Raw genomic sequence first — 13358 nt, forward strand, 5'->3', positions numbered from 1 at the left:
GACAACTTCTTTATTTAAAAATTAAAGAACGTTATTACCTTTGTTGAAATCGCTTTCATTTTTTGAAGGAATCATGGATAGTTGTTCAGATTGGTGCCAGAGGTCTTTTAAATTATTTTTTTCAATAAAAAGATCCATTTCTTGTTTGGTTTGAAAATCTTTAAATTGAAATTCTCCTTCTTTGTCCATAAATGTTAATCTGTAAATCATTTTTCAATCTCCAGCGTTATTTTATCAAACTTCTGACATATATCATCTGCAACTTTGTCAACCATTTGGTAGTGTTCTTTTTTTAAGTCTTTAGAAGAAACAATTTTACTTAAAGCAGCATCTTCGCCTAATACATTAGAAACAATTACAGTATCACTTACTTTTCCACTATACTTTTCTGTTGCTCTTTTAGCACAGCATTTGCTGCATCCATCTATTGTAATTACAGGATAATCCTTTGCAAAAGACCTTTCTTCTTCTCCACCAGCAAGATATAAAGGCAGGCACAGAGTAACAGTATTATCCTTACGGAGTTTTTCCAGCATTTTTCTAGTAGCTAATCTTGAAATCGTACCTCCCAAACATTCTTCACCACTACAGGATAATACCCCAATTTTTGTATCAGACATGTTATTCAGCCTCCTTTAATATTTCATCAACTTTTGCACAAACTTTTGTACATAACTTATCAGTTATTTTCCATCCTTCTTCTGTAAGGGCTGTTGCAGTTCCAGCATCTACACCTTTATGATTTCTCATTTCATCAACAGTTCTATACTTAGCCTTTACTATTCCTCCAGCTAGAGATACATTTTTAGCGGAGCAAAGTCTTGGACACCCATCTATAGTTATACAGGGATGGCCCTCTATTTTTTCTTTAGCATCAGCATCACCTGTTACTATGTGACCAAGACAAAGGATTTCAGTTTCATCAGTTTTCAACTCATTTGTAACCTTTAGAGCAGTTTCTCTTGCCATAAGGCCAAATACCTTACCTATACCACTACATGGAATAACTTTTACTTTAGACATGGAATTCATCCACCTTTCTTTTTAATACTTCAAAATATTTATCAAAGTCATAAAGAAGTTCTTTATCACTTTCAAAATCACTTAATTCTATTTCAGCAATCCAGCCTTCTTCATAAGGACTTTCATTTATTAGTTCAGGTGATTCAATTAAATTTTCATTTATTGCTGTAATTGTACCACTTACAGGACATACTACTTCAAAAGCAGCCTTTCCTGATTCTATACACCCTGCTTCGTCAAATTGTTCTACTGCGCTTCCTACTGATGGTTGTTCAAAGAATATTATATCTGATAGACTATGCTGAACATAATCAGCAACACCTATTCTTGCTCTATTACCTACAACATAAACCCAGCAATCATTTTCATTAAAATAAAACCCTTCCTTTGGTACTCTGAATGTAAACTTATCTTTTTTATAAATCTCATATTGGATGTCTTTAGGAAAAGCAAAAGAATTTTCGGTTTCCATTTTTGTTTCTTCTTTTATAAGCTTATTGGTAATAATATTCACAAGGTTTAGTTCATTTTCTTCAAGTTTTAAGTTGTTGCTAATAGTAATGTTATTTGCTTTTGCTTCATTACTTATATTAATTTTTTGAGCAATCTTTAATCCTTTTTCAGAAGCAAGTTTACTGGCACATCTTGTGCTGCAGCCATCAATTACAAGCAGAGGTTTTTCTTTTGCAATTTTATTATATCTTGCATCAGCTGCTCTGTATAAAACTGGACAAATAATTTCACTATCGGTAACTTCTATAAGTTTTATAGCAACTTCCTTAGAAATACATCCGGCACATTTATCAAGACCATTACAGGGTAAGATAGCATAAGATTTACTCATTACCTTCTAACTCCTTTCGTATGAATTTTATTTTTTTTGTAGTTTCACCTTTATTAGGAAATGTTAGTGCATCAACGCCGCAAGTTTTTCCACAAGCACGACAAAACACAACGCAGTTATCAGGATTTTTTACAATAAGTTTTTTATCATTATTTTCTCTAACCTCATAAACGTTGTGAGGACAAAATTTTACACATTCCATGCAGTAATTACATTTATCGTAATCTATTCTAGGGCTCCAATCTATTTTTTCTCTTGGAACTCCCATAAAAGTTGATTCACTCATAACTTATTCCTCCTCAATACCTAATTTTTTTAAAGCCTTTTCAACTATTCCAAAAGCTTTTTCATTAGTCATGTCTCTTATGTCCAGCATAACTGCATCTTTTTCAATATCAAGACCTGCATCCTTAAAAGCTTGTTTAAACATCTTTCTTTGCATATTTGGAGCACAGGCACCAATTATTAATTTTCTATGAGATTTTAAAAAGTCAGCAAGAAATCTATCACCATCTTCTTCACAAAGTTGTGGATGTATAAATCCATATTCTACAGGTAATTCTATTCTAACCTGATTAATAAAATCCCAGATATCCATTGCCTTAAAGCCTGGGCACTTTCCAGTGCATACACACATAATAAAACCTGGTAATTGTTTTTCTTCCATAATAAAATCCTCCCTAATATTGTTTTATTTCTATTCCTCTAGCATCGAAAATTGGTTTCATAAATGGAATTTTAGGATGCATAAAAATATAAGCATCTTTTTTCAAAATTAAACTATTTAATATATAAATGCTAACTCCATCATATTGGTATTTATCATAAAACCCTTCTTTTCTAAAATCCTTTACAATCTCAACATTGAGATTCACGACTGTAGTCGTATTACCTGATCAACAGGTTACACTATTGTTATGCTTCTTGACTAAAAAACTGCCATGGACTTTTTTCGCATATTTGGCTGCCTTTTCTTGAATAGTTACCATTTATAAATTCTCCTTATGTTTTAATTTTTTTATCATATAATAATGATTTAATTAAATAGTTATATAATTATAGTACTACTACAAATTTTTATAGTCAACATTGAAATTTTAATTAAGATGATTTAATGATAAAAATATTTAATTTGAGCATAACGCTTATAGTTTTGAGAAAATAGAAGGTATAAAAAAGTAGAGTATATCAAATTTCAAGAAAATAAACATTATTAAATATATTGACATAAAAATATGTTAAATTATATTATAAAATAGTTATAAGCTATATTAATGAAGATTAGTTATCTTTAAACGCTATTGCAAATTGTTGGACTTGTTCAAATGGAGGTACTTATAAGTACTATATAAGAGAGGTAGTGTTTATATTGGGTATATATCTAGAAAATGCAGCTACATCTTTCCCAAAACCATATGCAGTAATGAAAGAGATGATGGAATACATGCAAAATATTGGAGCAACATCGGGGAGAGGTGCTTATAAAACTGCTATTGAGGCAGATAGACTTATTTATAACTGTAGAAAAATGATATGTAAGCTATTTAATGGTAGTGATCCAGCAAAAGTAATATTTACTTCAAATATTACAGAAGCACTTAATGTGGTGATTAATGGCTTTTTAAAAGAAGGGGAGCATGTAATAACAAGCAGCTTAACTTATTGGATATGATTAAAATAGAATGGAAAAGGTAGTGATGATGTGTATCTAAATTCAGTTGTGAAAAGTGGAAGTTACAATAGTAATATGCCTAGCTTTACATTTAAGAAAGATAGTAGACTAATAAATATTTACACCAATGATATGACTGTTGCAAAAGCAATTAATGAAACCGATGCATATTCTATAATGGATTTTGTAAAGGATTTAATAAATGAAACATATGATAATAAGAATAGTATAGAACCAAATTATGAAATGAGAAAAAAACCATCGGCTTTTAAGATTTATTCATATTTACCTAAAAAAAATTGTAAAAAATGTGGAGAAACTACTTGTATTGCTTTTACAGTTAACATTGAAATTTTAATAAAAATAACCTATACTATATAAAGTATATTAGTATTTAATTAAAAGGAATTATTCTTTATAAGTTTAGTGTGAAAAAAGATAAATATAAATAGAAGATATTAGGTGGATAAGGAGGAAAAATTTTGAATCAAGATGATTTAGCAGTAAAAGTGTTTAAGGCATTGGGTCATCCGGTAAGATTTAAAATAATGAAGTTTTTATGTGATGGACCTAAATGTGTGTGCAAACTAAATGAGAAGTTTGAATATAGTCAGGCAAATTTGTCTCAGCATTTAAGAATTTTAAAAGATGCAGGATTAGTTAAGAGTGAAAAGGTAGGGCTTGAAATGCACTATGGATTATATAGTGATAATGTTAAGAATATTATTGAGGATGTTGGGAAATATGTTTTGGATTATGTAAATAATATTAAGGAAACAGAATCGTTGTAAAGTTTAGAAAATTAAATTAGAATGAAGACCTGCCTTACAGTTGGGTGGGCCTTATAGTTATTTCTGTGGCAATTTATTTAGGTATTCCATTTTGGAAAGTATGCTTACAAGGTTACTTTTAGAACCTAAGAGAGGGACAGAAATGTAGCTTTGTTATGGGGAAGAAAGTACTTTGGATTAAAACAGGAAAAGTAAACTTTTAGAATATGGAAAAGGGTTAGTTTAATATAAATTCTAAACTAACCTTTTAATAGTTGTGGTAGTAAATAATGTTTTATATGATAGAATATATATAGGGATAATTAAAAACTATTTATATAGGATTTATAACTTGAACTGTTTTTTATTTGGGGGGAATTTATGTGTTTAAATCAAAAGTGTTTATGTCTGTTTTAATTTCAATTATACTTGTATCCGCAGGCTCTGGATATTATATGCAAAAGGTAAAAGCTAGTGATGCAGCGGGAAATATAAAACAATGGACAGAACAAAAGGATGTTAGTACAGAAAAAGTGTGGAAATTAACTTTTAAGCAGGGTTTGTTAGTTGATTGGCCATCTTCGGACAAAGCTATTACTGTAACAGATTCAAAGGGTAACATAATTGATACGGGAATTAATGAGGCAAACTATGGTAACAGTATTTTAATATATCCTCCAAAGGATGGATATAAGGCAGGAGAAACCTATTATTTGAATGTTTCTAAAGACTTAAAACTTTATAGTAAAACAGGTTCATCTACAAGTAACCTTAAGCAGCCAATTACTATGAAATTTACTGTTAATGGTATTAAAACAATAGATATAAATAAGGATAGTTTAGTAAGTGTATCAAATAATAAGTTTGCATTTGATTTAATGAAGCAATTGACAAGTAAGGATAAGAATAAAAATATAATAATATCACCGTTAAGTATAGGAACCATATTAGCCGAGACACAAAATGGAGCGGCAGGAGATACAAAAAATGAAATATTAAAGTCTATAGGGTTAAGTAATGCAGATGATAAAACTATAAATGAACAATATTACAGTTTATTGGATTATTTCAATAACTTGAAATCAACAAAGCTAAAAACAGCGGATTCCATATGGGTTGATAAAAGCACGAATTTAGATCAGCAATTTATTGATACTTCACAAAAATATTATAATTCAGAAGTAAGCACGTTAGACTTCAAAAATGATAATTCAGTAGATATCATCAATAAGTGGGTAGATAAAAGTACAGATGGACAAGTAAAAAAGATAATAGATAATATTAATGCAGACGATGTAGCTATTTTGATCAATTCTGTAAACTTTAAAGGAACCTGGTTAGATGAATTTCCTAAAGCTAATACAAAACCAGAAGAATTTAATTTATCAAACGGTCAAAAAATAGAAACAGATAATATGGAAGATATGCGTGTAAGTAGTTATTTAAAAGAAAATAATTTTGCAGCTGTAAAGATTCCTTACTATGATGGGTTAGAAATGGATTTGTTTTTACCGGATAAGGGAGTAGATATAAACAATTTTGTATCAAGCTTTAGTAAAAGTAATATGGACAAATGGATGAATGACTTCTATGATGCAAGAGTTACTATGAAAATACCTAAGTTTAAACTAGAATATGAAGAAGACAACATGGTTGATATACTTAAGAAGTTAGGCATAGTTACAGCTTTTGATGTAAATAAAGCTGATTTTAGTGGAATTTCACAGCAAAAGCCGCTATTTATAAGTAAAATTACACACAAAACATCTATCAATGTAGATGAAAAGGGAACGGCAGCAGCAGCAGTAACTGCTTTGGAAATGTGTGGATCATCAATGCCGCCAGAATACAAGAATGTTGATTTTACTATTGACAGACCTTTTGTTTTTGCAATAAGAGATTGTAACACAGGAGTAATAGTATTTATGGGAAAAGTTGAAAATCCACAAAAATAGTTAAAATATATCATATTTAAAAGAAGTAAGTTCGAAAGAGCTTGCTTTTTTTATGTAGACAAATTATATATTACAGGTTGTCTTAGAAGTTTTTTTAAATATGTGTAATGAAATTAGGGTTTATACGTATTAACATATGATGAATTACTTAGCTAGGTAAAAAAATCATAGAAAGGGGTGGTTTTAAAATATATGGAACAAACTACATTAATTAATGCTTTAGATGAAAAAAATCTAGAGATAAAGATTTTACTTATATTTTTGAAACCTACTATAAGAGAATTTACAACTATATATATTACCGGATTAATTGTAATGAAGAAACAGAAGACTTGGCGAGTGAAATATTTGAAAAAGCAATGATTAAAATCAACACGTATAGTGAAGATAAATCTCCTTTTGAAGTATGGCTTTTTGCTATAGCAAGAAACGTAATAAATGATTATTTTAGGAGATTGAAAAAGCATAAAGTGTTTTCTATGGATAAATTGCAAAAGGTAATATCCACGGAAAAGAATCCGGAGGATGTATTTGTAAAATCAGAGACTAATGATGAACTTTTAAAAGCGCTAAATATTTTAAATACGAAAGAACGAAATATTATAGCATTTAAATTTGGAGCAAATTTAAAAAATAAAGAAATTGCAGAAATTATTGGCATTACAGAAAGTAATGTGGGGGTAATACTCTATAGAACAATGAAAAAGTTAAAAAAAGAATTGGAAAGAGAGGTATAGATATGAACAAAAAAAGTATTGAGGATAAATTTTCTGTGAATATGGATGCTTATCTTAATGGAATACAAAATGTTGATGAATCAAACAGTGAAGAATTCAATGAGCTTTTAGAAATCGGTAAAACTTTAGCAAATAGAGATTTCAGTGAAAATAGTAATAAAGAAGCTGTTTTTAATAAAACGTTAAAAAATGTAAATAAGTATAAAGGAGATAATGTTATGAAAAAATCAAATAAAATAAAAAAGACAGCTGCTGCAGCAGCAGTATTTTTAGTAGTAGGTGGTGTGTTTACCCAGACTTCTTTTGCTAAAGGTTTAGCAGAAAAAGTAATAAATAGAATATCCCTTGGTCATATAACAGCGGAACAAATACAAGAACCTTCGCAAATGGTAATTCGAACTAATTTAAAAGGCAAAATTTTTGATAAAAATAAAAATCCTGTAACAGTAGTTACGAAAAATACAGGGAAATTATATACAAAATCAGGTGAAGAAATTGCTACTATTTTAAATGGAAAGATAGTAACAGTAACTGAGGCAAAAGCTGAAGATGAAAAAATTCAGAACAATATGTTAATAGTTAAAAATTCTAGCAGCTTAAATAGATATACTTGTTTTAATGTTAAGTTGCCTTCCTATTTACCAGAAGGTTATAAATTTGATAGAGCAGAATTTTATAAAGGTAACGATGGAAGCGTAAGTAAAGAATATATTGATTTATATTTTACTAATGCAAAAACAGAAAAGTATATTTCCATGCAGCAAAGATTTGCTAGCAAAGAAAATAAATATGAAGATGGAACAGATGGAAAAATTGAAAAAGTAAAAGTTAATGGAAAAGACGCAATATTGTGTGATAACAGAAACATGAACTGGGAGAATAATGGGGTACTTTATAGCTTATCAGGTAGAGGAGCATTTGGAAAAGCTGAATTAATAAAAATTGCAGATTCTATTAAATAAACAAAATGCTTGGCATCAAATGAAGTTATGGCTTACAGCCAGTGGATAAACAGGTTTTATGAGAATAAGCATAATACTGAGAAAAAGTGAATGTTTTCACTGAAGTAGTTCAGTATTATGCTTATAATATTTTTTAATAGGATAATAAGAATCAAGCTTTAAGCTAATTATAACATTTTTAATTGAACTTTTTTTGTATAAGATGTGTCTTACATAGTAGAGTTAACAAAATAATTAAAAGTTGTGGGGGCATATAAATTCAAAAAGTTAGTTATAATACCGTTATTGTTGATAGCTGCAGTAATAGCTTACTCAGTATGTAATTTAAGTCAAGCTAAAAATGATCGTATATATTCAAATAATCAAAATTCAAATGAATTTTTAATTTTGGTAAATAAAAATCATCCTCTATCATCAAGCTATATACCTGAAAATTTAACAATACCTAATGTGGAATTTTCACCAAGTGCATCTCATGAAGAAAAGATGATGCAAGGTGAAGCAGCTGAGCAGTTGGAAAATTTATTCAAGTATGCTCATAAAAAGGATATGAATTTATATGGTGTATCAGCTTATAGATCTTATAAGTCACAAAAACAAGTATATGATGAAAGAGTTCGACGGGTAGGCAAAAAGCAAGCTGATGAATATGTAGCATATTCTGGTACAAGTGAACATCAAACAGGTCTTGCCATAGATGTTACCAATGAAGATGGTGCTCAAGGTAGGTTAATGGTAGATTTCGGACAAACTAAGGAAGGTAAATGGTTAAGGCGTAATGCACATAATTTTGGATTTATTTTGAGATACCCAAAAGAAAAAGAGTCTATAACAGGTTATAGCTATGAATCCTGGCATATTCGTTATGTTGGAGTAAAAGCAGCAAAAGAAATATATTATAAGAATATAGTGCTGGAGGAGTACTTAGGTGAAAAATAAATCTGATATAATTGATGAATTTAGCAAATAATTATTTTAATCAGTAGGTTATCAATAAAAATTGTATTATTTGTTAAATAAATGGATTTGTAAACCTAAGCATAATGCTGTAAAATTACAGTGTTATGCTTAGGATATTGCTTTCAAATAAAAGGTAGACACAAAAATTGGAATAATGTAAAATAAAGAAGAGAAGTTTTCCTGAGATGTGTTGTAAAAATGATGTGTACTAATGATTTTGAACTGAATGAATAGTTAATATCCGTTCTTTTAGTTTATTTATTTTTTTAGTTTTATCACGTAATAATTGTTTTAACTATGAGTTTTATTACACAAAATATAATGTAGTCTTTATCTATATAAGTTAATTAATATTAAAGACTATAAAGCCTTAATTTTTAAATTTTTATTGTAATTATAGAAGGGATGGGTATTATGGAAAATGATGCAGAAAAGGAAAATGAGAAGGAGGGAAAAAATAAGCGCAATAAAATTATCAAAGGTACTATCATTTCTATTTGCATTTTACTTATTATATATTTTGGGATGGCAGCATACTTCACAAAACACTTTTATTTTGGATCTGAAATTAATGGTGTGAATGTTTCAGGTAAAACTGCAGAGCAATTAAATACGGAATTGACATCTCAAATAAAATTATATAAGTTAAATTTAAAAGAGCGAGGTAGTAAAAGCGAACAAATTAGTGGATCTGACATTAAGTTAAAGTATAATTCAGATGATGAGTTTAGGAATCTTAAGAATAAGCAAGGTGCCTATAAATGGATTATAGCATTTTTAGATACAAATGATACTAAAATGACAGCTGCAGTTTCATATGATAAGCAGCTATTGGAAGAGAAAATAAATAACCTCTCTTGTCTTGATAGTAAAAATGTAATTGAACCTAAAAATCCTAGCTTTAAATACTCAGATAAAGGTTATACTATTGTAAATGAGGTATATGGAAGTAAAGTAGATAAAACTGCACTATATAATAATGTAATAAAGGCAATATCTAAAGGTGAAACTACGCTGGATTTAGAAGCAATGAATTGTTATTTAAATCCAAAGTATACTGTAAAGTCGGTAAAAACTACCCAAATTAGAGATCTCCTTAATAAGTATGTATCTTCTAAAATTATCTATACATTTGGAGATAAAAAAGAAACTATAGATGGTTCTAAGATAAATAATTGGCTTACAGTTAATGATAATTTCGAAGTTGAATTTGACAAAGATAAAATAAAAAAGTATATGCTTGAGCTTTCAAAAACTTACGATACAATTGGAAAGACAAGAAGTTTTGTTACAACTTCAGGAAGAACAATAAGTGTTGGCGGCGGTGATTATGGCTGGGACATTGATTCTTCTAAGGAAACAGAAAATTTGATTACCTACATTAAACAAGGTGGAACTGTAAAAAAAGAACCAGCATATAGTCAAACTGCAGCATCTCGTGGAGCTAATGACATAGGAAATACCTATGTAGAAATAGATTTGAGCGATCAACATTTATGGTTTTATAAAAATGGTTCACTAGTAGTACAAGGGGATGTTGTTACAGGTAATGTAAGTCAGGGACATCCAACACCAGAAGGTGTTTATTGGGTAAAATATAAAGAAAGACATGCCACATTAAAGGGTGAAGGATACAGTTCACCAGTGGATTTTTGGATGCCATTTAATGGAGGAATTGGAATTCACGATGCAAGCTGGAGAAGTTCATTTGGTGGAAATATATATATGTCAGATGGTTCACATGGTTGTGTAAACTCACCATATTATTTGGCAAGTACAATATACCAAAATATTGATAAAGGTACTCCAGTTGTTTGTTATTATTAGTATAATACTATACGATTTTCGGAATATGTGTGATTAAATAGTAATCTATATGATTAACATAGGATGAATTAATTGAAAAGGTGATAGCTCAAAAAATTATCACCTTTTTTAATTTTTTGATATAATGTAGTTAAAGAAATTTTGCTGTATTTTATTAAAATAAGCAGTATATAATGATATATCACATTTATCCGATTGCTACCATTGCTAACACCCCCATATTCTATCAAGGTGGGGGATAAGCACTGCTACGCACCTGGATAAGTTCTTCTAAGGTTCAGCTGGAGGAAAGCCATCCTTATAAGCAAACTCCATCTGAACCTAAGAATCACTTGATATTAAAATATAAAGCCAATAATATTTTAATGTCAATAAATTGAGCGGAATTGTAGAATTATATTACATATGGGGGTATAGTATGCTTGTATCAATAAGAAAAAAAATCTACTCAATTTTTAATAAAGACAATAAGCTGTGGAAATACGAAAGTATAAGAATATGTTTAATATTTTTAGGTATTAGTTTACCTTGGGTTTACTTTTCTGATAGAATTGCGATTAAATTTGCTAGTGACGATAATATGTTCTTAGCTATAAGCACATACAAGGGATGTGTATATGTTGTTGTAACTTCATTTATTTTATATTTATTAATAAGCAATCTTTTAAAAAAGATTGCTTTAGTAGAAAAGAAACTTAATGAAAGCTATAAAGAATTATCATTAGTTAATGAAGAACTTAAAATGTATGTGAAACAATTGGCTAATTCGAAGAAAGAATTAAGAATGCAATATGATAAAATTAGTAAAAGTGAAAATAAGCTGAGTAAAAGTGAAGAAAAAAACAGAGCTATTATAAAGGCGTTACCTGATACGCTATTTGTAGTTGACAATAAGGGGTATTTAATAGACTGTATGTCAAGTGATGAAAAATATGTGCTCATGCCAAAAAAAGATTTTATAGGAAAAAATATCTTGGAAGTTTTACCTAAAAAGATATCAGAAAAAGTCTATGAAAAAATGCAGGTAGTGCTTAATAAGGGGATATTGGATAGCTTTGAATATAAAGTGTGGATTCGTAATAAAGAATATTACTTTGAAATTAGAATGGTAAAAAATAATGAAAAAGAAGTACTTGCCATATCGAGAAATGTTACTGATGAAAGACAAAATGAAATGGAATTGAAATTAAGTGAAGCTACTTTTAGAAATCTCTTTGAAAATTCATCGGACGCTATACTCATAATTTCAGATGGCAATATAGTTGATTGCAATCTAGCTATGATTAAAGCATTAGGATACGATTCAAAAACATTTATACTAGGTAAGAATCCACTTGAGTTTTATCCTGAAAAACAGCCAGATGGAGAAATAACCAGAGAAAAAGTTATTAGAATGCGTAAAAATACTATAGAAAATGGAAAATGTAAATTTGAATGGTGGTATAAAAAGGCCGATGGAAATGTGTTACCAGTAGAGGTTATGTTAACAACTATTTTTCTTAATGGAAAGAAAGTCTTTCATTCCTTATGGAGGGATATTAGAGATAGAAAGGAAATGGAACTTAAATTGGAATATTTGAGTTACCGTGATCAATTAACAGGTTTGTATAATAGAAGGTTTTTTGAAGCAAAATTAAATAGACTGGATGTGGAGAGAATTTTACCACTTACAATTGTTATGGGAGATGTGAATGGCTTAAAACTTGTGAATGATTCTCTTGGCCATGTTATGGGGGATAAACTCCTTAAAAAAGTGGCAGAAGTCATAAAAAAGGGATGTCGAAAGGATGACATTACTGCTAGATGGGGAGGGGATGAATTTGTAATTTTATTACCTAAAACAGATGCTTTTCAAACAGAACAAATTCTTAAACGTATTAAATCCATAGCAGCAAAAGAAAAGATAGGCGCCATTGACATATCTATTTCCTTTGGATACGAAACTAAGAAGAGTAGAAAAGTAAAAATCCAAGAAACTTTCAAAAAAGCTGAAAATTACATGTACAAGAAGAAGCTTTTTGAAGGGCCTAATATGATAGGGAAAACCATAAGTGCTATAATTACTGCACTTCATGAAAAAAATAAAAGAGAAGAAGAACATTCTCATAGAGTTTCAATATTATGCAAAGATATGGGTGAGGCTCTCGGTTTACTTGGACATGAAATTAAGGAATTGAAAACTGTTGGACTGCTTCATGACATAGGAAAAGTAGCTATAGAGGAAAATATACTTAATAAGCCTGGAAAACTTACAGATGAAGAATGGCAGGAAATAAAAAGGCATCCGGAAATAGGATATAGAATACTTAATACAGTAGATGATATGTCAGAAATAGCAGACTATGTATTGGCTCATCATGAGAGGTGGGATGGAAAGGGATATCCAAAGGGTCTAAAGGAAAAAGAAATACCACTTCAATCTAGGATTATAGCTATAGCAGATTCTTATGACGCTATGACCAGCGAAAGAAGTTATCGAAGTCCTTTGTCAGAAGAAATTGCTATAGGAGAACTAAAGCTTAATGCAGGTACTCAGTTTGATCCAGAACTTACAAGTGTATTTATTGAAAAGGTATTAGATAAACTGCATTGTAAAAAGGCATAATAC

General features: G+C 29.6%; 17 protein-coding genes. 10 read left to right on the forward strand and 7 right to left on the reverse strand.

Annotated features, from left to right (window positions below; all coding sequences use genetic code 11):
- Positions 1–21: 21 nt before the first annotated feature.
- Genes WY13_RS05680 through WY13_RS05710 form a run of 7 tightly spaced genes read right to left on the reverse strand, consistent with a single transcriptional unit; the run spans position 22 to position 2742 of the window.
- A complete protein-coding gene (locus WY13_RS05680) occupies positions 22–210 on the reverse strand; it encodes a hypothetical protein (RefSeq protein ID WP_063554736.1) in 189 nt (62 codons plus the stop codon).
- Complete coding sequence (locus WY13_RS05685; RefSeq protein WP_063554737.1) at positions 207–620, reverse strand: putative zinc-binding protein; 414 nt, start codon at positions 618–620, stop codon at positions 207–209. The genes WY13_RS05680 and WY13_RS05685 overlap by 4 nt, the downstream gene beginning before the upstream one ends.
- A 1-nt stretch (position 621) precedes the next feature.
- The gene (locus tag WY13_RS05690; RefSeq protein ID WP_063554738.1) at positions 622–1023 is read right to left on the reverse strand and encodes a putative zinc-binding protein; all 402 of its coding nucleotides are present in this window, start codon (positions 1021–1023) and stop codon (positions 622–624) included.
- A complete protein-coding gene (gene gcvH, locus WY13_RS05695) occupies positions 1016–1867 on the reverse strand; it encodes a glycine cleavage system protein GcvH (RefSeq protein WP_063554739.1) in 852 nt (283 codons plus the stop codon). Before gcvH ends, WY13_RS05690 begins: the two co-directional genes overlap by 8 nt.
- Positions 1860–2153 carry a 4Fe-4S dicluster domain-containing protein gene (locus WY13_RS05700; protein WP_063554740.1) on the reverse strand — a complete coding sequence of 98 codons (294 nt, stop codon included), beginning with the start codon at positions 2151–2153 and terminating at the stop codon, positions 1860–1862. Before WY13_RS05700 ends, gcvH begins: the two co-directional genes overlap by 8 nt.
- 3 nt (positions 2154–2156) lie before the next feature.
- Positions 2157–2534 carry a hypothetical protein gene (locus tag WY13_RS05705; RefSeq protein ID WP_063554741.1) on the reverse strand — a complete coding sequence of 126 codons (378 nt, stop codon included), beginning with the start codon at positions 2532–2534 and terminating at the stop codon, positions 2157–2159.
- Positions 2535–2547: 13 nt separating this feature from the next.
- The gene (locus WY13_RS05710; protein ID WP_063554742.1) at positions 2548–2742 is read right to left on the reverse strand and encodes a hypothetical protein; all 195 of its coding nucleotides are present in this window, start codon (positions 2740–2742) and stop codon (positions 2548–2550) included.
- Positions 2743–3236: 494 nt separating this feature from the next.
- Between WY13_RS05710 and WY13_RS05715 the strand changes: the two genes are divergently transcribed.
- The 10 genes from WY13_RS05715 to WY13_RS05755 all read left to right on the forward strand — a co-directional run bounded on the left by WY13_RS05715 (position 3237) and on the right by WY13_RS05755 (position 13355).
- Positions 3237–3539, forward strand: coding sequence for an aminotransferase class V-fold PLP-dependent enzyme (locus WY13_RS05715; RefSeq protein WP_063554743.1), 303 nt, complete (start codon positions 3237–3239; stop codon positions 3537–3539).
- Positions 3540–3587: 48 nt separating this feature from the next.
- On the forward strand, positions 3588–3920 hold the full coding sequence (locus WY13_RS05720) for a (Fe-S)-binding protein (RefSeq protein ID WP_204377945.1): 333 nt from the start codon (positions 3588–3590) through the stop codon (positions 3918–3920).
- A 101-nt stretch (positions 3921–4021) separates the two neighbouring features.
- A complete protein-coding gene (locus tag WY13_RS05725) occupies positions 4022–4330 on the forward strand; it encodes an ArsR/SmtB family transcription factor (RefSeq protein WP_063554745.1) in 309 nt (102 codons plus the stop codon).
- A gap of 362 nt (positions 4331–4692) precedes the next feature.
- Complete coding sequence (locus WY13_RS05730; protein WP_063554746.1) at positions 4693–6264, forward strand: serpin family protein; 1572 nt, start codon at positions 4693–4695, stop codon at positions 6262–6264.
- Positions 6265–6456: 192 nt separating this feature from the next.
- Positions 6457–6627 (forward strand): hypothetical protein, encoded by a 171-nt coding sequence (locus tag WY13_RS22170; protein WP_347459137.1) that lies wholly within the window; start codon positions 6457–6459, stop codon positions 6625–6627.
- On the forward strand, positions 6570–7001 hold the full coding sequence (locus WY13_RS05735) for a sigma-70 family RNA polymerase sigma factor (RefSeq protein WP_347459173.1): 432 nt from the start codon (positions 6570–6572) through the stop codon (positions 6999–7001). Before WY13_RS22170 ends, WY13_RS05735 begins: the two co-directional genes overlap by 58 nt.
- A 2-nt stretch (positions 7002–7003) precedes the next feature.
- Positions 7004–7963, forward strand: a complete 960-nt coding sequence (locus WY13_RS05740) for a DUF4367 domain-containing protein (RefSeq protein ID WP_063554747.1) — start codon at positions 7004–7006, stop codon at positions 7961–7963.
- A 285-nt stretch (positions 7964–8248) separates the two neighbouring features.
- Complete coding sequence (locus tag WY13_RS05745) at positions 8249–8902, forward strand: M15 family metallopeptidase (protein WP_242866343.1); 654 nt, start codon at positions 8249–8251, stop codon at positions 8900–8902.
- Positions 8903–9337: 435 nt separating this feature from the next.
- Entirely contained in the window at positions 9338–10750 is a 1413-nt protein-coding gene (locus WY13_RS05750; protein ID WP_156498973.1) for a L,D-transpeptidase family protein, read from the forward strand.
- Between the two features lie 418 nt (positions 10751–11168).
- Positions 11169–13355, forward strand: a complete 2187-nt coding sequence (locus WY13_RS05755; protein WP_063554750.1) for an HD domain-containing phosphohydrolase — start codon at positions 11169–11171, stop codon at positions 13353–13355.
- The last annotated feature ends 3 nt before the right edge of the window (positions 13356–13358 follow it).

The sequence above is a fragment of the Clostridium ljungdahlii genome, from assembly GCF_001636845.1.
GTDB classification, from domain to species: Bacteria; Bacillota; Clostridia; order Clostridiales; family Clostridiaceae; genus Clostridium_B; species Clostridium_B ljungdahlii_A.

Bases quoted from the DNA above. Each gene is read 5' to 3' on its own strand.
- WY13_RS05750 (WP_156498973.1), top strand. From the start codon at position 9,338: ATGGAAAATGATGCAGAAAAGGAAAATGAGAAGGAGGGAAAAAATAAG.
- WY13_RS22170 (WP_347459137.1), top strand. From the start codon at position 6,457: ATGGAACAAACTACATTAATTAATGCTTTAGATGAAAAAAATCTAGAG.
- WY13_RS05755 (WP_063554750.1), top strand. From the start codon at position 11,169: ATGCTTGTATCAATAAGAAAAAAAATCTACTCAATTTTTAATAAAGAC.
- gcvH (WP_063554739.1), bottom strand. From the start codon at position 1,867: ATGAGTAAATCTTATGCTATCTTACCCTGTAATGGTCTTGATAAATGT.
- WY13_RS05680 (WP_063554736.1), bottom strand. From the start codon at position 210: ATGATTTACAGATTAACATTTATGGACAAAGAAGGAGAATTTCAATTT.
- WY13_RS05700 (WP_063554740.1), bottom strand. From the start codon at position 2,153: ATGAGTGAATCAACTTTTATGGGAGTTCCAAGAGAAAAAATAGATTGG.
- WY13_RS05685 (WP_063554737.1), bottom strand. From the start codon at position 620: ATGTCTGATACAAAAATTGGGGTATTATCCTGTAGTGGTGAAGAATGT.
- WY13_RS05690 (WP_063554738.1), bottom strand. From the start codon at position 1,023: ATGTCTAAAGTAAAAGTTATTCCATGTAGTGGTATAGGTAAGGTATTT.
- WY13_RS05705 (WP_063554741.1), bottom strand. From the start codon at position 2,534: ATGGAAGAAAAACAATTACCAGGTTTTATTATGTGTGTATGCACTGGA.
- WY13_RS05740 (WP_063554747.1), top strand. From the start codon at position 7,004: ATGAACAAAAAAAGTATTGAGGATAAATTTTCTGTGAATATGGATGCT.